Annotated in this window: 24 protein-coding genes and 1 pseudogene; 7 read left to right on the forward strand and 18 right to left on the reverse strand. The window is 34.1% G+C overall.

Annotated elements, in window-relative coordinates; translation table 11 throughout:
- Positions 1-107: 107 nt before the first annotated feature.
- The 8 genes from BMX24_RS16485 to BMX24_RS21290 form a co-directional block, all read right to left on the reverse strand.
- A complete protein-coding gene (locus tag BMX24_RS16485; RefSeq protein WP_062676312.1) occupies positions 108-926 on the reverse strand; it encodes a PD-(D/E)XK nuclease domain-containing protein in 819 nt (272 codons plus the stop codon).
- Between the two features lie 31 nt (positions 927-957).
- Positions 958-2097: a hypothetical protein gene (locus BMX24_RS16490; protein ID WP_062676313.1), complete on the reverse strand. Its 1140-nt coding sequence runs from the start codon at positions 2095-2097 to the stop codon at positions 958-960.
- 46 nt (positions 2098-2143) lie between these two features.
- The gene (locus tag BMX24_RS16495; protein WP_062676314.1) at positions 2144-3199 is read right to left on the reverse strand and encodes a hypothetical protein; all 1056 of its coding nucleotides are present in this window, start codon (positions 3197-3199) and stop codon (positions 2144-2146) included.
- Between the two features lie 28 nt (positions 3200-3227).
- Complete coding sequence (locus BMX24_RS16500; RefSeq protein WP_062676315.1) at positions 3228-3863, reverse strand: hypothetical protein; 636 nt, start codon at positions 3861-3863, stop codon at positions 3228-3230.
- A gap of 155 nt (positions 3864-4018) precedes the next feature.
- Positions 4019-4255 (reverse strand): hypothetical protein, encoded by a 237-nt coding sequence (locus BMX24_RS16505; RefSeq protein ID WP_062676316.1) that lies wholly within the window; start codon positions 4253-4255, stop codon positions 4019-4021.
- Between the two features lie 129 nt (positions 4256-4384).
- On the reverse strand, positions 4385-5194 hold the full coding sequence (locus tag BMX24_RS16510; protein WP_062676317.1) for a hypothetical protein: 810 nt from the start codon (positions 5192-5194) through the stop codon (positions 4385-4387).
- 362 nt (positions 5195-5556) lie between these two features.
- Complete coding sequence (locus tag BMX24_RS16515; RefSeq protein WP_062676318.1) at positions 5557-5778, reverse strand: hypothetical protein; 222 nt, start codon at positions 5776-5778, stop codon at positions 5557-5559.
- Positions 5779-6552: 774 nt separating this feature from the next.
- A complete protein-coding gene (locus BMX24_RS21290; RefSeq protein WP_062676319.1) occupies positions 6553-6753 on the reverse strand; it encodes a hypothetical protein in 201 nt (66 codons plus the stop codon).
- A gap of 326 nt (positions 6754-7079) precedes the next feature.
- Here BMX24_RS21290 and BMX24_RS16525 point away from each other — a divergent pair, with 326 nt between their 5' ends.
- The 7 genes from BMX24_RS16525 (at position 7080) to BMX24_RS16555 (ending at position 12782) form a co-directional block, all read left to right on the forward strand.
- Positions 7080-7511: an RrF2 family transcriptional regulator gene (locus BMX24_RS16525; protein WP_062676320.1), complete on the forward strand. Its 432-nt coding sequence runs from the start codon at positions 7080-7082 to the stop codon at positions 7509-7511.
- Between the two features lie 57 nt (positions 7512-7568).
- Entirely contained in the window at positions 7569-8030 is a 462-nt protein-coding gene (locus tag BMX24_RS16530; protein WP_062676321.1) for a hypothetical protein, read from the forward strand.
- The gene (locus BMX24_RS16535; protein ID WP_062676322.1) at positions 8011-8787 is read left to right on the forward strand and encodes a class I SAM-dependent methyltransferase; all 777 of its coding nucleotides are present in this window, start codon (positions 8011-8013) and stop codon (positions 8785-8787) included. Before BMX24_RS16530 ends, BMX24_RS16535 begins: the two co-directional genes overlap by 20 nt.
- 16 nt (positions 8788-8803) lie before the next feature.
- Positions 8804-9226 (forward strand): c-type cytochrome, encoded by a 423-nt coding sequence (locus BMX24_RS16540; RefSeq protein ID WP_062676323.1) that lies wholly within the window; start codon positions 8804-8806, stop codon positions 9224-9226.
- 43 nt (positions 9227-9269) lie between these two features.
- Entirely contained in the window at positions 9270-9995 is a 726-nt protein-coding gene (gene ric / locus BMX24_RS16545; RefSeq protein ID WP_062676324.1) for an iron-sulfur cluster repair di-iron protein, read from the forward strand.
- A gap of 12 nt (positions 9996-10007) precedes the next feature.
- Positions 10008-12251: a nitric-oxide reductase large subunit gene (locus BMX24_RS16550; RefSeq protein WP_062676325.1), complete on the forward strand. Its 2244-nt coding sequence runs from the start codon at positions 10008-10010 to the stop codon at positions 12249-12251.
- Between the two features lie 78 nt (positions 12252-12329).
- Positions 12330-12782, forward strand: coding sequence for a hemerythrin domain-containing protein (locus tag BMX24_RS16555; protein ID WP_062676326.1), 453 nt, complete (start codon positions 12330-12332; stop codon positions 12780-12782).
- Between the two features lie 520 nt (positions 12783-13302).
- On the opposite strand, the gene BMX24_RS16560 is transcribed toward BMX24_RS16555, so the two are convergent.
- The 10 genes and pseudogenes from BMX24_RS16560 to BMX24_RS16605 form a co-directional block, all read right to left on the reverse strand.
- A complete protein-coding gene (locus BMX24_RS16560) occupies positions 13303-13530 on the reverse strand; it encodes a hypothetical protein (RefSeq protein WP_062676327.1) in 228 nt (75 codons plus the stop codon).
- Between the two features lie 149 nt (positions 13531-13679).
- Positions 13680-13930 (reverse strand): annotated as a pseudogene (locus BMX24_RS16565) (glutaminase); the annotation flags it as partial.
- A 49-nt stretch (positions 13931-13979) separates the two neighbouring features.
- Entirely contained in the window at positions 13980-15230 is a 1251-nt protein-coding gene (locus BMX24_RS16570) for a chloride channel protein (RefSeq protein WP_062676328.1), read from the reverse strand.
- A gap of 66 nt (positions 15231-15296) precedes the next feature.
- Positions 15297-15662, reverse strand: a complete 366-nt coding sequence (locus BMX24_RS16575; protein WP_089794768.1) for a DUF488 domain-containing protein — start codon at positions 15660-15662, stop codon at positions 15297-15299.
- 89 nt (positions 15663-15751) lie between these two features.
- Positions 15752-16153 (reverse strand): hypothetical protein, encoded by a 402-nt coding sequence (locus BMX24_RS16580; RefSeq protein WP_062676330.1) that lies wholly within the window; start codon positions 16151-16153, stop codon positions 15752-15754.
- A gap of 10 nt (positions 16154-16163) precedes the next feature.
- Positions 16164-16424 (reverse strand): hypothetical protein, encoded by a 261-nt coding sequence (locus tag BMX24_RS16585; protein ID WP_062676331.1) that lies wholly within the window; start codon positions 16422-16424, stop codon positions 16164-16166.
- 21 nt (positions 16425-16445) lie between these two features.
- The gene (locus tag BMX24_RS16590) at positions 16446-17441 is read right to left on the reverse strand and encodes a cbb3-type cytochrome c oxidase subunit II (RefSeq protein ID WP_062676332.1); all 996 of its coding nucleotides are present in this window, start codon (positions 17439-17441) and stop codon (positions 16446-16448) included.
- Positions 17441-19174 (reverse strand): cbb3-type cytochrome c oxidase subunit I, encoded by a 1734-nt coding sequence (locus tag BMX24_RS16595; protein WP_062676333.1) that lies wholly within the window; start codon positions 19172-19174, stop codon positions 17441-17443. Before BMX24_RS16595 ends, BMX24_RS16590 begins: the two co-directional genes overlap by 1 nt.
- Before the next feature lie 92 nt (positions 19175-19266).
- Entirely contained in the window at positions 19267-19866 is a 600-nt protein-coding gene (locus BMX24_RS16600; protein WP_062676334.1) for a Crp/Fnr family transcriptional regulator, read from the reverse strand.
- A 47-nt stretch (positions 19867-19913) separates the two neighbouring features.
- Entirely contained in the window at positions 19914-20798 is an 885-nt protein-coding gene (locus BMX24_RS16605; RefSeq protein ID WP_062676335.1) for an AraC family transcriptional regulator, read from the reverse strand.
- Positions 20799-20806 lie beyond the last annotated feature (8 nt).

The following is a 20806-nucleotide window of genomic DNA, read 5'->3' on the forward strand; positions in this document are numbered from 1 at the left end:
TTTTGATAATTTTTTGTTGTGTTGTCATAATACTTAATCTGTTTTAAAGTTATTTAATTTGATTATAACTGTCAGATTAAGTATTGACTAATTCATATAAATAGATATTAAAGTTTGCTCTCTTTATAGGTTCTGATGTTCCTTATTTTACTGTTAAAGCTGATTCCAATTCCATAAATGTCAGGATTATCAATTCTAAACTTTTCTGCATAATCTTTAACTAAAATTTGGTCTAAAGCTTCTTGAGAATCATCAGAATCCTCTGAAAATTTGAATTCCATTATATATATTTTACGACTAAATCGTATAACTGCATCTATCCTTCCAATATTTGTTGATTCCTCCGGAACAATATCAAATCCAAGTAGTTTCAAAATCAAAAAGACATTTGCATGATAATAGCCTTCTGTCTGTTTAACAATCTCGTAAGAAACGTTTGCAAAAATGGATTTTAGATCAGTAATGAAATCGTCTATATTGTGTTTTATTAATTGATATCTCAACTTTTGATATAGTAAAACATTTTCATCCTCTAGATCATAAATTTCAATGGCATATTCAAAAGCTGATAAGATCTTTTCTATATACATCACAAAGCTGGAAATAATCCAATCGGTATCTTCACCGTCATAAAGGCTATCTACAAGATGCCTGTCTCCATTAATGTCATCAATAAATCTTTGTAAATAAAAAAGTAAGTTTTGCGGTGTAGCAAATCTATGAGGTATTAATTGTTCGAAGTTGAGATTTTCCTCAATATTGGAATGAATATTATTCAGAAAATTAAGAATTTCATCTCCCTTTGGAAGCCTATAAATCCCAAATTCTCTCTGTTCGTTTACTGCCCTGTAAAAATCAGTGAACTCAAAAATATTATACGTGAAAAATTTATGTAGATACTGCTCTACCCTTTCAATTTTTGTCATTGGTTTATTAGCTTATTAGTAGATTTAGATTTTACCAGTCCATATTTGCTGCATTGTCAAAGATTCCCTGCAAATGATCACAAAATTTTTCCATTGTGTCATTATCATGCATAGCAGATTCATACATCCCATTGCTTGCATAAGGTAAAATTGTGACCAACCCATGGCCTTGTGTATAGGTGAGAGCCGGTTTTAAATTGGAGCTATTTACATCAGAGATAAAAGATTCTATCAAACCTATCACTTCATGGTCTTTAAATTCCAGTGTACCTCTAAAAGAAAACCTATTTTTGGTCTTATTGAAATCCATTCTTACAGGTACAGCACCTGCACCGGAATGAAAATAGAATGCATTACCTTCTTTTCCAAATGCACCGTGAGCCACAAAGTTCCTAACTTGATTTCTAATTAAAAGTAATTCATCATAATATTCTTTTAGCTTATCGTCAGATATGACCGTATTAAATTTAGTTTTCCATTCAGCATCAATTAATTTTGTAACCTCCTCACCTGTTTTTATCTTTTGTGTAATGACCGCAAGATGAATGAACAAATGTTCTGTCCAGCTAAAAAAGGATTCAATTGTAGAAATTGCTAGCCATCTGACATTTGGTCTTACTTTATGATATTCTTTCGAGGCAAGTATCAAATGATTATCTTTCCAAATACTTTCCTTCGATAATTTACTTAGTTTTTTATTTGCTGCTTTATAAAGCTTCAAAAAATAATTAAACCTTTCAAATAAATATCCATTGTTATTTACAATATTTATTGCAGAATTCCTGATAGCCTCTTCAGCTAAATAATTAAAGTATGGTCTGGAGGATTTTATAGCGCCATTAATTTTCTTAGTAATGATTCGAGCATCCTCTTCATCTTCTTTATTTTGAATAAAAACACCCACTCCCATTTTCCTATGCTCAATTAAAAATGCTTTTCCATTGAAATCAATTGGAATAGACCAAGCAAGCTTCTCGAATCTTCCTGCATCTCTGAAACCTAATAAATTTACAAATAAAAAATAAACTAAGTAGTAATCATGAATCTCTCTTCCTGCATCACTTCTTTCAGCAAAAAATAAAAGTTCTTCGTTTGCTTTTGTATTTACATCGACTGGCTTTATGGGAGATAAAATCTTTAAGGCATTTTCTTTATATTTTTCAATATCCATACTCTATTTTATGTGTAGTTAAGTATTTTCAGCTTTCTGCGATTTTTTATTCTATTGCTACATTTATATAATCAAATTCAAGTTTCAAATTCTGTTTTAAATATTCGATATATTTTATATCATTATCGTTTGCCGGGTACTGTCCCACGATAATATGCTTCCTAGGTCTTTCATCTCTATCATTGAGTGAATAAAGTAATATCTGCCCCAGTGCTTCCTTTACGCATTGAGAAGCATATGATGATGATTTGACCTCATAAAAAGAAACATAATCCGGCTGGATGAGTTTTACATCAATGAAATTCTCCTCAATTAGAACATTTTTCCTACCATACGTGTCGGAGAGTAATTTTACTAATGCTTCCTGAATTTTGTTATGCTTCTGCTGTGCCACGTATGAAGCTCCTCCCTTTCTTACCTGCGTTTCAATATTTCTCGATCCTGTCGCCCTCCTCTTTGTCCTCATTTCTTTTATTCGAATGGTTCTTCCTGCAATTTCAATTTTATCATCTTCAGTACCAAACTCGTCGTATAACTTTCTCATAAAACTATATACATCAAGATCTGCCGGTTTATTCAACATCATTACATTCTGAATGTCTGAAATTTTGGTATTACGATCTGCTTTTAGACCAAAAAAATGTGCTATTTTAAGCAAAACATCACGTTTAAATATTGGGATAAGCCTTTCATTAGAGTACAAAAACGCGACTTTCCATTTAAACAGGTCAGGTAAAAGGATATTATCAATCAGATCAAATTTCCCGCATTCCGAAAATTTTATAATATTAATCAGGTCATTTCTAGTATTCTCAAATGCAGTTTTTCTACTAACCCCATATGCCTTCAGCCAGGAATATTTTTCATCATTTTTATAGTTTTTTGGTCTTTTAGTTAAATCTTTCCTTTCATATATTCCGAATTTAATAGAAGTCATTCCTTTAATGCTTCCAAGTATTCTCGTTCTTGTTTCTATCCACTGACAAAATGTGTCTTTATTTCCAAGCCCTACATATTCTTCCAAAGTCATATCTAAGACATTTTCAACAGTCCATCTTGCTAAAAAGAGATCAAGAAGTTCTTTACATTCCTCTATGTTCATGTTTCTAATTTTAAAATAATGCATCGCTTTAAAACCTAAGAACGTTCCAATCTAAAGTTATATCTTTGTTTTTATTTAATTTTTCTACCTTATTAATTATTGATTTTCGATGGGCAACGCCACACATAAACACTGCCTTGTCAAATTGGTTGGTTTTACAGTATGAATAAATATTGTCAAGCATCTCATCTTCGTACAAATCAATAGAATTGATTGCATCTTTGTTTAATGCGGTATCACTTAAAATAATGTTTTCCAATTTGCGCATATCTTCCTGAAGCTGTATACTTACATCACTATTAAGGAACTGAAAACCATATTTTGCCGATAATACATTAAAGTTTTCTATTTTTCTTTGTAACTCTATATTTTGAGTTGCTATTTCATATTTTTCATTAAATACGTCGGACATTCCACTATCCAGCACAGGAACATATTTAAAGGTAGATTTGTACTGATATTTTTGGATTGCTTCGATCTCAAGTTTATTATGCAAAATCCCAAAGTCGGAAAATAAATGTTCTTGATTGTTCGAATAAGTTTCTCTTAAGGCTTCTAAAAAAATAACTTCAGGATGTATTTGTTCAACTATTTTACAAAGTTCATCAGCATTACACTGTCCATTTTGTTTATGTGTGGTACTGATGTAAATAATTTCATACATATTCTCCAAGGTTATAATAATGTAAATTATATTCTAATTAATAAAAAAAGGCCTCGAATGTCTCGAAGCACTAAACAGCTACTACTTATGAAAGCTATTGCCAACAAAAAGTTAATTTAAAAGAAACTATTTCAAAATATCAGAATTTGATTTGTTTACTTAGAATTCAACAGATTACTGTAAAGATCATTATCAATTGTATATCCTAAATCTTCAAAATGTTTTACATAGTTTTTCGCAGTATCAATTGTATGCATATTCACTTCTGGAAATTTCTTTTGTATTTCTGCAACATTCATTGTAATGTCGTTTTCATAATCTCCCGAAATTCCGATAAAGAATTGGCAGATTTTATTCTTGTTGTCTCTAACGACAATATCATAATTTGGCATATGGATATTTTTTTAGTTATATATCAAACTTAAGAAATATTATAATAAGTCAATTACGGTTTTCCGTAAAAGAGAAAATGTTTAACATGAATTTTTTAAAAATCACAGTTTAGCCGAAGGCAAGAATCTTTATTGTTCCAAGCCTAGTAACGCAAGAAAATCGGTCAACTTTATAGCCTTACCGTCAAAACCACACTTATTGAAAGAATCAATTATATTTTGATCTTCTGTTACTAAAACAACATCCTCACCCTGTGGATTATAAAGAGTTCCAAATATTAAAGAAATATCTAGGATAGTATTCCAGCGTTTATCTTTCAAATCACTAATTGCAATAACTCCGTTTCCGATGTTGTCCAATAATAATTCATTCATTACAAGAGCCGGACAAAAATCTTTCATGAACTTAACAACCGTTCGAAAAAACCCTTCATCCTTTTGATAGGTTTCTTTTACATTAAAATATGCTCGATCAATCATACTTTGTGCAACTAAAAATGACAATTCCCCTTTTCTCAAACTAGCCAAAAATTTTCGCCTTTGTTCTCTCTTGACTTTGCCTTCAAAGTAAGCCCAATCCACATTTCCTTCATTGATAGATTTGATGTAGTTTTCGTAGTTTTGTCTAATCATCTCTTTTTCAAAATCTAATTGATTGCCAACCGCTTCAATGGCATCATCAATATTATCTTCAGGTGTAATTGGATCATTTCCTGCAAGTTTTTGTGCTAGTGTTATCGTTTGGGAATACATTTTCAGAAAATTTTCTTCTTTTCCAAAAAGATAGTTCCCTAGAATTACATCCATTGGCGGAGTAAATTTAACGTGTAAATTATTGTTTGTTTTTTCGGTAGACAAGTTAACTAATAGTGTCAGACCTTTTCTACATTCATCTTTTTCAATTGGATGAGCATCATTATAATGATTTATAAGTTCCATTGCTGGAATTATAGGAAATGTTATAATTATTGATTTATCTTTAGCTGCCTCGATTATTTCTTTTTGTAATGAATCAATTTCCTCTGGGGGTTTTATCTCTAATCAAGTTTCGATAAATGTTTGTATCTAGTATAATTTTCATAGTATATTAATTGTTTTGTTAATTCTAAAATTACAAAATATTACTTTATAACGAGCATACAATGAAAGCATTAAATAAGTGGAGAAGAAGTTATCTTTTACTAATTTACCAAACCTGCTAAAGAAGAACAACATCACTTGGCATTTACTTAAGAATATTAGTATTCCAAACAAAAATTACCTAAAATTTGTATTGAATAAATGTTGATGAAGCCAAAAATTTAGTTAAGATCAGAACTGTCATCTGAATTTAAATAACAGAAAATGAATTTATCCATTAAATAAATCATAACTTTTATTAATTCAGATTTAAATAATACTTTGTATCCGTTAAAAATTTGTTTTTGAGAAAACATACCTTCTTTTGCCAAAGAAAAAACAGTGTAAATAAAATCTGAACAGTTTTTTCTCTCTAATTTAAAAATAAACTTAGAAAAATCCATCTCAAATAATTTTGAAGATGGATTTTTGTTTTAAATATTAAAATTTACATAAAAAAAAACTATAAACCTATGAGTAGTATTTTCTGTTTTAAGAAAATACATAACTTTCATTAGATTATCTATTAATATCAAACTATTAATTAAATCTTCATTAAACAGTAAAAATAGTTGAAGCCAACTAAGATCTAAATATATCTATTTGATTATTACATTTACCAAAAAAAAATTATATTGCAAAAAACTTTACCACTGTAAGTGATTAAAAGTTAAAATTGGAATTACCAATTCTTGTTTAATTTGGCTAAAAACGGATTAAATCATTGACAAAAATATTTTTATAGAAGCTCGTCAAGGTCAGATGACAGGATTATTTAATTCTACAATTCTTTCTAAATCTCCCACCAAATGTTTCGATATATCTTCGGTTATGGGTACAAATTCATTGCAAACCCTCATCCACAAAGGGTTTGCAGTTTTATATTTTTAATTTTCCTTGAGCGTTAAATTTTAACCGTGTAAAAATTCGTGTAAAATGAAAACGTATCACTCCCCCTTAAAAGTATATCCTATGTCGTGGGATAAAAGAAATGCTACCAACTTAAAAAAGATTGGGAAATAAGGTACATTTACTTCTGTGATGAATATCCACAAGGTAAAATTATCAGATTCAAAGGTATAAATCACTGTAAATCCCTTTCTGAAAAGCAGGATCACACTAGAATGTTAATGGAAAATGAAATTCTAGCACTATCTTGTAGAATTAATGATTGACGTTTATGCAGGTGATAATCTGTGGGATTTTAAATAAAGGGCAGTACGGTTCAGATAGGGAAAAAGAAGAATCAGCAACAGAAATGCTGCCAGTAGCCATATCATCATTTCATAATAATCCATGGCAAAACTTACATGATTCTGGACATTCATTCTTCCCACCAACAGTTTATTGGAAGCCTTTACAGCATGGTCTTCAAGCATTCCTCCGGCCGAAAGCTTAGAGCCTGTTTATGAACAAAGTCTTTTACAAAAGGATCCACAGCACTCAAGTGATCCTGAAAAGCATTGTAATGACTGCTCTTTTCATAAAGTTCAAAAAAATTGATCAGCGCTATACTGATACAAAATTCAAAATATCGTATTGCCGTTGCCGAAGAGCCGATGGACGCCGGAACTAATGATATGATAAAAATAATAGATGCTTACCAAACCTTTTCATGATCTTTATCAAGCCTCATTAAAATAAAAGAGTTTTTTATCTTTTATTAAAAATAAATTTATATATTTGCCCTATAAAATCAGTTACAATGTTTTCCAAAACCTGCGAGTATGCTTTAAGAGCTTTAATTTATATTGCCCAGCAGTCTAAAAATGACAGCAGGGTCGGAATTAAAGACATTTCAAAGAGCATTAATTCTCCTGAGCATTTTATCGCGAAAATCCTTCAGGATCTGAGCAGAAAAGGATTTGTACAATCTGCAAAGGGACCGAATGGAGGTTTCTATATGGATGAGAAAAACCTGGGCACCAATATTGCTGATATTGTTAGGGAAATTGACGGTGATAAACTGTTTTCCGGATGCGGACTCGGGCTCGATCAATGCTCTGAAATTCATCCCTGTCCTCTCCATAACCAGTTTAAAAGTATCAGACAGGATCTTCGCATTATGCTTGAAACATCCAAAGTACAAATGTTTGTAGATAACCTGGATTTAAAATTGACCTACCTTAAGGCATAAAAAAATTTAAATCAATAAAAGATAAAAAGGTATTAATATATTAAATAATCCAAAAAAATGAAACTCTATCTTAAAAACCCTGTTATACTCATGTTATTCTGCCTTATGGCAGGAATGTTTATAACAGTAAGCTTTGTAGAAACTCCTCTGAAGTTTCAGGTAGAGGGAATAACACTTTCAACAGCTTTGGGGTTGGGGAAACTGATGTTCGGAATCTCTACAAAAATACAGGCCCTATTTCTGACCCTGATTCTGATCTTCATGACAATCAGCCAGAGCCACTATACAAAATTGGATTTTACAATCACCATTGTTTTACTTTCTATCCTGGTCTTAGAACAGTTTTGGATGCTTCCGGTTTTAGATGAACGGGCAGATCTCATTTCGTCCGGTAAGCCACTGGCTCCTACTCCGCTGCATGATTATTTTATTTATGCCGAAACAGCAAAAGCCATCATTCTGATCCTGGCTGTTGTATTACAATTTAGAACCCAACCCAATGAAAACAGATCCTATTGAAAAAATGTCCGCCCACTGGCTGCTGGCCAAGATCGGTAAAAAAGTCCTTCGTCCGGGAGGTTTAGCGCTTACCCTAGAGATGCTGGCTATGCTGAATATTACCCCCGATGATCGTGTAGTCGAATTTGCTCCGGGTCTTGGTTTTACCGCAAAACTCACTCTGGAAAAAAATCCGGCATCTTATATAGGCATTGATGCCGAACAGGAGTCTGTAAACCTGTTGAAAAAGAATTTCAAACATACTTCTGCACAATTTCAACTGGGAAATGCGGCACAGAGTTCACTAGCTGATCAATCCGCCGATAAAGTATATGGTGAAGCTATGCTGAGCATGCATGCCGATCACAGAAAATCTGAGATTATTCAGAAAGCTTCAAGAATCCTGAGACCTAAGGGCTTTTATGCCATCCATGAGCTGGCCCTCGCTCCTGACAGTCTGGATGAAAATGTAAAATTACAGATTCAGAAGGAGCTCGCTTTAACCCTGAAGGTAAATACCCGCCCACTCACCATTCCTGAATGGACTCATTTACTGGAAAAAGAGGGATTTAAGGTTTTAAAAACAGAAACAGCACCGATGCACCTGTTGGAAATTAAAAGAATAATCAGCGATGAAGGCTTTTCCGGATTCCTGAAAATCGCGGGAAATGTAGTCATGCAGCCTAAAATCCGTTGCAGGATAATGCAAATGAGAAAAACATTCAAAAAATTTGAGAACAACCTTTGTGCGGTGTCCATTCTTGCACAAAAAGTATAAATCATTATCAATTATTATGAAAGCACAACTTATAAATATAGCAATGATTTTGAGCGTATTAGCAATAAACTTATCATGCTCTGACAAAAGCGGAACAACTCCTATACCAGTACCTGGACCTTCCACAGGACAGGCGCCGTCTCAACCTGTCAGTACCCTCGAACCGGCTGTTGCCCCAAACACTTCCGGTGATCCCGGCCTTACATTGATTAAAAGAGCTGATTGCCTTGCCTGTCATAAAATAGATGCCAAATTAATCGGGCCTTCTTACCAGGATGTAGCTGTAAAATACACCGAAAAAGATATTGATCAGCTGGCTCAGAAAATCATTGACGGAGGAAAAGGCAACTGGGGGGATATTCCGATGACGCCTCATGAAGGATTAAGCAAAGACGACGCTCAACAGATGGTAAAGTACATTCTTTCGCTCAAAAAGTAATCAAAAAAATTTAAAATAATAAAAGACAAAAAAGTATTATATTATGAATACAAGAACAGATTTAATAGGAAATATGGTAGCAGAAGACTTCAGAACCGCTGCTATCTTTAAAAGACACGGAATCGATTTCTGCTGCAAAGGCGGAAGAACGATAGAAGAGGCCTGCAGCAACAAGAAACTCGATCCTGAAAAAATTTATGCAGAACTGGAGGCAATCCCAAAAAACGAAGGCTCTTCCATCGATTTCAACAGCTGGCCACTGGACCTTCTGGCAGATTATATTGAGAAAACGCACCATCGTTATGTAGAAGAGAAAACTCCTGTCTTGCAGGCCTTCCTGGATAAACTATGTAAAGTTCACGGGGGCAGGCATCCTGAATTATTCGAGATCAACACCTTATTTAATGAATCAGCCCACGACCTGGCCGCTCATATGAAAAAAGAAGAGCTTATTCTGTTTCCTTTTGTAAGAAATATGATTAAAGCTAAAATATCAGGCAGCCATCTGTCACAACCAGCGTTCGGCACCGTGGAAAACCCGGTGAATATGATGCAGCATGAGCATACTGTGGAAGGAGAACGCTTCAGAAAAATAGCGGAGATCACAGATGAATATCTTCCCCCTGCCGATGCCTGCAACACATACAAAGTAGCCTTTGCCATGCTCCAGGATTTTGAAAATGATCTGCACAAGCATATTCATCTGGAAAACAATATTCTTTTCCCAAAGGCCATTCAGCTGGAAAAAGAATTTACTGTTGAATCTTAAAAACTTCTCCGAATGACACCTAAAAAACTTTGGATAGGACTTGCTATTGTGATGATTGCCTCATTTGCAGTTCTTATATTTTACGGAACCGAAATCTATAGAAAAGTTCCTCCGATTCCGGATCAAATAGTAAGTGCGGACGGTACAGTGATTGCCACGGGGCAGGACATTAAAGATGGTCAGAATGTATGGCAGTCTATTGGAGGACAGACCGTGGGAAGCATCTGGGGACATGGCGCTTATATTGCCCCTGACTGGACTGCCGATTATCTTCATCGGGAAGCGGTTCTTCTGCTTGACGAACTGGCCAAAAAGGAAGGTAAGACATACAAAGAACTTCCTGATGATGAACAGGCAAAGTATCAGGTACTGCTGAAAAAGGAGCTCCGTACCAATACTTTCAATAAAAATAAAAATGAGATCGTCTTTTCTCCTGAAAGAGCAAAAGTACAAAAGCAACTTTCTCAATACTACTCCAGATTATTCATGAATGATCCTTCCATGTCGGAACTGCGTGATCAGTATGCCATTCCCAAAAATACCATCAAAGATCGCGGAAGGATGGCCAGAATGAATGCCTTTTTTGCATGGAGTACCTGGGTTTGCATCACAGAAAGACCCGGAGATGATGTCACCTATACCAACAACTGGCCTCATGATGAGGCTGTAGGAAATGTTCCACCTCCATCGCTTCACCTGTGGTCAGGATTCAGTGTATTGTTACTGTTGGCTTGTGTTGGACTTCTGGTATTTTATCACGCAAGGAATAAAGAGGAAGAAATCAACGAAGCGCTTCCTCTTGAAGATCCTCTGCGGAATATGAAGCCTACTCCATCTATGAAAGCTACTTTAAAATATATCTGGGTGGTTGCCTTACTAATCCTAGTTCAGATGCTTGCCGGAGTCATTACAGCCCATTATGGAGTCGAAGGAAGTGGTTTCTACGGCATTCCTTTAGATCAGTTTCTTCCTCAATCTGTTTCCAGAAGCTGGCATGTCCAACTGGCAATATTCTGGATTGCTACCTCATGGCTGGCTACGGGATTGTATATAGCACCAGCGGTTTCAGGATATGAGCCCAAATATCAGAAATTGGGTGTCAATGTATTGTTTGGAGCGTTACTGATCGTTGTGTTAGGATCTTTAACCGGGCAATGGCTGGGAGTGATGCAAAAATTAGGGTTGGTAGATAACTTTTTATGGGGACATCAGGGATATGAGTATGTAGAACTGGGGAGAATCTGGCAGATTTTATTGCTGATCGGGCTGATTCTCTGGCTGATTTTGATGGTAAGAGCATTACTTCCTGCTTTAAGACGTAAAGACGGAGACCGCCACTTACTCCTTTTGTTTACTCTTTCTTCTGTAGCAATTGCCATGTTCTATGGCGCCGGTCTGATGTATGGAAGGCAAACTCATATGGCTATTGCCGAATATTGGAGATGGTGGGTTGTACACCTTTGGGTAGAAGGTTTCTTTGAAGTTTTTGCTACCGTAGTGGCGGCATTCTTATTTACAAGATTGGGATTATTACGCCTGAAATCCGCTACCAATGCCGTATTATTTTCTACTATTATTTTCCTTGGCGGAGGTATTTTAGGTACTTTCCATCACCTGTATTTCAGCGCTACGCCTACTGCTGTGCTTGCTTTGGGGGCTACCTTCAGTGCATTGGAAATTGTACCTCTTGTCCTGATTGGTTATGAAGCCTATCAGAATTATCAGCTCAGCAAATCTACAAAATGGATTCAGGCTTACAAATGGCCAATATATTGTTTTATCGCCATGTGCTTCTGGAATTTCCTAGGAGCAGGAATCTTCGGATTTGCCATCAATCCTCCGATTGCCCTGTATTATATCCAAGGATTAAACACAACGGCCGTTCATGGCCATGCTGCCCTGTTCGGCGTATATGGAATTTTAGGAATCGGATTAATGATGTTTGTCCTCAGAGGTCTGTACCCGGACCGCCAATGGAATGACAAATTAATTGGTTGGGCTTTCTGGCTGACCAATATCGGATTATTGGTTATGGTGACGATAAGCCTTCTTCCTATAGGTATTATGCAATCGGTAGCCTCTATTAAAGAAGGATACTGGTATGCCCGTTCCGCAGAATTTATGCAGACGGATATCATGCATTTCTTAAGATGGATGCGGGTTCCCGGGGATATTTTACTAGCTGCCGGAGAATTTTTGCTGGTTGTTTTTATCATCGGGTTAAAATTCGGCTGGTCACTGAAAGAAAAACGATAATATAATCTTTACTTTAAACCTCATAAGTTTCTGAAATCTATGAGGTTTAGTTTTCTTTTTTATTTTAATTAAAAAATCATGAAACGTAACCAAAATATAATTCTTCTTTCACGGGATCATCATTTCGGATTGCTTTGCAGCTGGAAAATCAGACAAGGACTGAAGAAGGAAATTGAAACGGACAGAATTAAAAAGTATATTCTTCACTTCTGGCACAATTATCTGGAAGAACATTTCAGAGAAGAAGAACAGATCCTTTGTGCTTATCTTGAGGATGAATATACTGAACGCATCCGGTCAGAACATGCTCAGATAAAGGTACTGGCTTCTCAAATCGAACACTCGGAAGATACCCGTCTGCTTTCTGATTTTGCGGAACTTCTTGAACAACATATCCGTTTTGAAGAACGGAACTGGTTTCCCCATTTGGAGGAAAAACTTAACAATGCTGTTCTGAACTGGATCGGAAAAGAACTGGATCATATTCACCCTGAGAAAAAAGAGGTGTATGCTGATGAGTTCTGGAAATAACTTCTATTAATATTATATCTTTAAACTATAATTCCGGAAAAAGTTTTAAAGCAGTATGGATGCATTATTGAGGTAATGGTATTTATTTGAACTGCTTTCTAAAAGTGATGGGTGAGACCCAGCGCTTTTTGTAAAAAAACGGATAAAATAGGCATCATCCTTGTAATTCAGATTATAGCAATTTCTTTACGGTAATTGAGATGTGAGCCAGAAACCTTTTACTTTCAAGAATAATATGATTTTTTATAATTTCATTGGGAGTTTCCTTACTGACAAATCCTATTTTTTACTTAAGTTTTTAAGAGTAATGAAAAGCAGGTCTGCATAATCAGCAACTGTATGGAGTTCTTTGCTTCTCGATCAGCTTACTGAACTTTCTCAAAAACTGTACATTTGCCTGCTGCTCAACATCAACCAATTGATGCCGCTCCTTTCAAATTCTTGTAGATTTCAATATAATCATTTTTAAAAGTATTCACAACACTTCCTCCGTATTTGAATCTTCAAGCTCCATTTCAGACTAGATTTCCCCTATGATCCTTTGGATGTCAGCAGACTGCTCTTGATTCAAATTAATAGATGGGATTTCAAAGACATTATTGTATAATATTCCATCACAGGCTACTTCCTGGTCATGGATTTCTACACAGTAAAAGTCTTTATTAAAATTCATGAGTTGCCCTCCAATTGTTTCGAAAGGTTTTAATACCACATTTGGATTGATAAATAACAACGAATCAGTTTGCATTTATATTTCTTGAAAATCAACCTGTATGATAGCATTTTCAGGAATAAAAAGAATTTTGATATGATCAGCCTATGGCTGTCAATAATTGGTCTCCTAAAAATGATTGCTAAATTCTACGTTGCCAAATTGTTTGTAAGAAAATTCTTTGATCATTTAATAGCTAAAAAACAATGGTAATTATAATTCCCAAAAATTGAGTCTTCCGTTACTCTCGTTAATTCTTCCAAGGATTTCATTCCTCTGTACGAGTTTCCTTTTAAATTTAATTTTGGAAACCATACCGAAACGATATAATGTTTAAGCATGTTGCTACAATTTCGCTCCGTACGCCACTTTTTCCAGGCAAACCAACTCGGAAGGCAAATTCTCCTGATTCGTCATAAAACCCGCATGTTTGCATAAATTATTTGTTTAATTTACACACTTTTAAGAAAAGAAAACAGACATTATTAGCTTTTAATATCATATGAATATACATTATAGGGTATAATTCTCCTAGCTAAGTTTTGCGAAGCCCAACATCCTAATAATACTGGAAAGAATAACACATATCCGTTAGGTGCTAGATTACACACCAGGAAAAGTGCAGTTAAAGGAGCATAAATAGATGCTGATAAAGTAGCGGCAGCCCCAACCAACACAAAATTTACATAAATTAAAGATGTTCCAAAAAAAGTATTGCAAAAAAGAGCAAAGGTAAGTCCCAAGAATGCACCTGCAACAATACTAGGCGCAAAAACACCACCATCTCCTCCAGCGCCAAGAGTTAGAGCAGAAGCTAATGGTTTTAATAAAATTAGAAAAAGAAGAAAAAGAAAGGAGTAACTCTTGGGATGGTTGAGAATTTCCGATAATGAATGATAACTATCGCCATACAAAAACGGAAAACAAAATATTAGCCCACCTACAATTAAAGCTCCTAAATTTACCCTCAAAAAATTATTGGAAATTCCTGAAAAAAAATCTTTAATCTTAATAACTAAAACTGTAAAATAAACAGATAAAACACCTCCTAATAAACTTAAGATTACAAAAAACGGAAGCGCAGTCCATTTCCATCCAGTAATTTCAAAAGAGAGTAATGGTTCACTTTTTATAAAACAAAGAAAAATAGCGGAAATGATAGCAGATGCAGTACAGCTTATAAAAAGTGTTTTATTAAACTTTCTTGCAATTACTTCCATAGCAAAAAGCCACCCAGCAATTGGACTTCCAAATAAAATACTTACCCCAGCAACAACCCCAGCACTAATAAGTTCCAATTTATAAATATTTGCAGAAAAATGTTTTTCGTATATCGTATTTCCTAGAGTTGCTGTTGCAACGACCGTAGATACTTCAATTCCTGTGGAACCGCCGAAGATTACAGTAAGAAATCCATTAAAATAATGTGATGGAATCTTGAAAAGAGGTAGATGATTTTTTCTTTGATCAAGAGTTTTGTAAATTTCGGTGATTCCTTTATTTTTTCTATTCAAAAAAAAGTATTTTCTTAAAAAGTAGATTGCTGTAATCCCAATCGTTGGCAGAAAAATAAAAATTAAGGTATTTTCTTCTTCTGCAAAATGAAATATGAGCTTTTGAAAATATTCAGTAATTAACTTTAATGAGTATCCTAGAAAAGAAGCGCAGATACTTATTATGATAGAAATTAAAATTAATCTGAAATAATGGTGTCTTTGTATGCTTTTTCTTTTCATTACCAATATAAATTCAATTTTTTCACAAAATTAGGTGCTGGATAGATGGATTCAAAAAGAAATCTATCATATTTTATCATTTAAAATCAAATTTTCTAAATATTTTTTTAAAATCAAAGGATGGCAATGCTGCTCATCTTTAGCACCATAGACCAAAGTGATGATATCTTGTTTTTTATTTCGATTTAGAAATTCTTTTCCGGGATCTTTTTCTTTGAGCTCGATTTCGTATTTTTCTGAAAAGCTCTTCCAAAGTTTTGGATCGTGATGAAACCACTTTCGGAGTTCCGTGGAAGGAGCAAGCTCTTTATTCCATTCCTCTATATGGGCATTTTCTCTAGAGATTCCTCGAGGCCATAACCTATCAACTAATACACGGTATCCATCTGTAGGGGAATAAGTTTCATAGATTCTTTTAAGTTTTATTTTCATTCAATGTATTATTAATGTTAGGTAGATTTTAAAATTATCATAAAATTTCTTTCTTGAGAAGACTAATAAAATTGGACAAATACAATTATCTAAAGACTAAAATTTGTAACAATATAAAAAGCGGCCCAAGCTATAAATACCAAAGCAATAACCCAAACCCAAACTGGAATCGTTCGTGGATTTTCACTTCCTTTTATAATGAAACTTTGATTTCTACCTGTATCATATGCATTGAGCATTAATGGCAATGTCCCGTTGACAGTTTCATTGTCAGATAACCCCTCCATATGAATAATCGGTCCATTGCGCACATTAAAATGTATGATTTTCAGACCTTCTTTATTATCAAATCTGCTAATAATTTTTAAAGTATGTTCTCCGTCCGACAATTTCGTAGTATCGAGATTGAAAACAATAGGAGTCTGAAGTTCTGCAATAGGATTCGATTCCTCATCTATATATATAAAGACTATGGCATTATGTTTAGACATTTTCTAAGATTTAAAAATCCAATATATTATTTTTGATATGCTTTTTGTTATTCTCGTTTGGTTTGATTAAAAATTTGAAAGAATAAAAAAATGTTCCTAGGGTAATTATTGCAATAATTATTACAATAGCCCAATCCCAGTTTGATTCCGGGCCAGTACCATGTGTAAAATCCTGTGTTATTTTGGGTTGCTGAAGCTTACACGCATCGCAAGCCTGAAAATATCCAGTCCAAAAGACAAAAACAGGAAATATAAGCTTTAATTTTTTCATTTTATTTTATTTTATTTTATTTTATTTTATTTTATCCATGATTATTTTTATTTCCTCAACTGTTACTTTCTTCCCATTATTTCCCCAGCTTGTCCTTTCATGGTTAATGAGAGCAGTCACATCTTCAGGTTTGAAATTAGCATTGGTTCCTACCGCTGGCATTTCTCCAAATTGAGGAGCCAGACCATTATATCCTTTCATAATAATCGTAACATAGAGTTCCAGATTATCTCCTAACACTACTTTGTCGCCTTTCAATGGTGGAAATGCTCCTGGAACTCCTTCCCCAGTTGCTTGGTGACAGGTAGCGCAATTGGCTATGAATAAAGCTTCTCCATCAGGAAGATTATCTCCTCCTGCATTTCCTTCAGCTTTTTTCTCTTCTTTTTTGTATAGAAATTCTCTTGCAGGAATACTCTTTGGAAGTTCGGTCTGTTTAAGACTGAGAAGATATGCAACAAGATCACTGGCATCTTTTGATGGAACAATTTTTCCTTTAATTCCTTTTTTAAATGCATCAGGAAGACTTATTTCCTTATCTCCAGGATCAAGCTGATCTTTAACTATAAATAGCCATTTATAAGAAGGCATTATAGATTGAGGAACTACAGCTCTGGGATTGAACAGATGAGAGTATTGCCAATCTTTACTGGATTGCCGGGCTCCAATATTGGTAAGGTCGGGACCTGTTCTTTCTGTTCCCATGAGGGTAGCAGTATTCTGAAAAAGATTGATCCTTTTGTTTCTGGCATAATCTACAGCCAGGCTTGGACGGTTACCGAATACCTGATCCATGTCTACATTACGAACCTGCTGGGTATGACATGCTACGCAGCCTTCACGGATATAAATTGATTTCCCACGGCTTTCTTCTTCTGTAAATGGTTTACTTCCTTGTAAAGGTTGATATACTTTTTGGTTATTCAACGCAGGAAATATGCATATAAATAGGGTCAGAAAAAGGAAAAACGCCAATGCTGAGGAAAAAAGTTTCTTATGGTCACTAAAAAAATCCATTATGCTTTTACTTGTTTATTGTGAATGATTTCTAAAATATCGCCTGGTGTCTGAGGTAGTTTTATTTCTTTTTTGGGCTTTATCATTCTGTAAAAATTATATGCGAAGATGATATGTGACAACCACATCATTGTTCCTCCGATTGCTCTCCACAACCAAAAGGGTATCATATGTACAACCCCTTCAATAAATGGTTTCTTCTCAATCCACATCACTCCTTTTTCTGTAGAACCTATCATTAATGAAACGGTATATACTAAAACACCAACCAAAGCTAACCAAAAATGTAATCCTACAGTAATACTTGGTGGTTCATAAGAAGTAAGTCTCGGTACTAAGGTATAAGTGAAAGACCATAGCATGAACGTAATAATCCCATACATCGTTAAATGCGAATGGGCTACTGTAAAATCAGTAAAATGCCATAATAAGTTGGTTGTTCTAAACGCCTCTGCTGTACCTTGTAGTGAGCCTGTAAAATAAAAAATAATAGAAACTACATAAAAAGGTAACACATAGCTCAATTTAAGGCGATGCCAAGATCCTCGAATAGTCATCATAAAATTAATGCTCCCTGCAGCTACGGGAATCACCATTCCCACGCTCGCAACAATAGCAATGGTTTGCATCCACCAAGGAATGGCACTAAAAATAAAGTGATGAGTTCCAATAAGAGTATAAAATAAAATCTGTGTCCAAAACGCAAGTATACTCAAACTATAAGAATACACCGGACTGTTCAACTCTTGTGGAAGAAAATAATACATTAATCCCAAATTGAAAAACATAAACCACATCCCCACTCCCTGATGCATAAAATAACCCTGCGTTATGGTTTCTCCCAAACCGTCTTGCCAAAATGGAAGATAAGCAACCACCAATATGACTACAACAAACATCATAGCCGAGACTACATACCAATTGGAAACATAGATTTCTTCTGTTTTTCGGAACGCGATCGTATTGATATGATTATAAATACTAATTATAATTCCTGTAGCAAAAAGTAACATAACTGGCCAGATATATTCCCTGTACTCTCCGCCACTATTATTGATTCCCGCCATTAAGCAAACGCTACCAAGAAATACAGCAGAATTCATTAATATTAAAGTCACATATCCTATCTTAAGATTGAAAATTTTTGTATTTCCCACCCTTGGAATGACATAATATGAGAAACCTACCATTGCCATAGATGCCCATCCCCAAAAAACCATATTGGTATGTACGGGTCTAAGCCTTCCGAAACTCAACCAGCTGATATGGTCAGCATCCGGAGCGACAAATTTTATTCCAAGATATTCACCAACCGTGGTTCCCATAAAAAGCCAGAATACACTAGTGCCAAGAAACCAAAGGATTAATTTTTTTTCCTCATCCGGAATTTTAATATTCCTTCCCTCCTCTCTTTTGGTTTGCAGAAAACGGATTTCATGAATTTCATTTGCTTGGTCTATTAACCCACGCGGGTCTTTTACTTGCTTATTTGCGGAAAGTTCGTTTCCTGAAAGTTGGAATTCAAGTTCTTTTTTTCGTTCCTCCAACGCAGAAATTTCGCCTGGCTGCAGATGACTCAGATGCTCATATATCCTTTTAAGTTCTTTTTTTTTCAATGTATCAGAAATCATCCGATTTACTCTTATTAAAATAAGAATAAGTGCAAAAATGATGGGAATCAAAAAAAGAACAATTGTAATTTGTAAACCAGGCTCATTAAGAAGTTCGTTCATAGTATAAGTTTTAAGAAACAACTTTATTTACTTAAAACTACTTTGAATGCTTAATTTTCTATTATGATTGAAATCACAACTGGTTAGTTTATTTAATAGTAAATTAATCCTTTTTTTATCTTCAGCAGATTATTTTTTTCCATTAATTTAATAGTTCGTATAACAGTTTCTACACGCAATCCGGTTAGATTTGCCATCTGTTGGCGGGTTAACGGAACAATATATTCGGAATTTAAACCATTTTCTATGCAATAGATATTCTTAAAATAATTCATTAAAGTTTTAAGTCTCGTAGTAGGGTCATTAGAAAATATATGTTGAGACATGATCATTTTATAATATAACCTGCGTGAAAGGCTTTTGTTAATTTCTATCGCATATTTAGGATATTCAGTCAACAGTTTAAAAAAATCTTTGGAAGAAATCTGTATAATATCACAATCTGTTAAGGCTATGGCATTAGTTGGATACTTTTCATTAATAAATAATAAGACTTCGCCAAATCCTTGTGGTGCATTGATAATATTCTGAATGAATTCTTTTCCATCTTCACTGTAATTATTAAGCTTGACCGTTCCTGATATAATTTGAAAATAACTCTTACAGGTTGAATTTTCCTCATAGATAAAATCTCCACTACTATACTGCGTGATATTGTAATTATAATCTTTTATATGTTTTTCAGAAATCATTTCTATTAATCGTAATTTATTAAATTTATAATACTATTGAATGATTTTTAATACTTATTATAATATTGCTTTCGGAAGGCCTCGGGGGTAAATGATGTATATTTTTTAAAAAATTTTACAAAGTAAGACGGGTCTGAATAATTTAATGCTTCAGCAATATTTGTAATTGATAAATCAAAATTCACCAAAAGTCTTTTAGCTTCCAGAATAATCCTATTTCTAATAATTTCACCAGCTGATAGGTTAATTTGTTGCTTACATATAAAGTTCAATTGGTTAGGTGTTATATTTAGAGAAGTTGCATAATCTTTGGGTAATTTATATTGATGAAAATTAGTTTCTAAAATCTCTATAAACTGCTTTAATATTAAAGAATTATAATTCGTGTCAATAAATATAGTTTTGGAGATAGTATCTTTTCCAGCAAGTGCACAAATTTGAAGTATTAAGGATGCAATCATTATTTGTGACCAAGATTGAATGTCTGTCATTTCTTCAATAATATCTTCAAAACAAACTTTCAACTTACGTTGGTTTTCCTTTGAAATATTTACCATCTGGTCACTTTCAAATAAATTAAAAAATGGAAATTGATCAATTAACGAAGAATTGATCTTCAACTGATCAAAAAAAGTAGTGGAAAAATTAATTACATAACCTTCTGCATTTTCATCCAATCTCCAACTATGAACCTGTCCCGGACGCATAAAAAAAATCTTTTCTGGAGCAACGTCGTATGTTTTGAAGTCGATTAAATTTTCACCATATCCTTTTACAAAATAGGTAACATGATAAAAAGAATGGCGATGAACTTTTGTTGTTCCAGGATTTTGATCTAAAAATTCTGAAAATCTATCAATGGTAAATACTTCATTAATTGAATTACACGTCGACAGACCTTCAATTTCAAATGTTGGATAAACCTCCTTCATACTTTATT

Source organism: Chryseobacterium wanjuense (assembly GCF_900111495.1).
Classification (GTDB): domain Bacteria; phylum Bacteroidota; class Bacteroidia; order Flavobacteriales; family Weeksellaceae; genus Chryseobacterium; species Chryseobacterium wanjuense.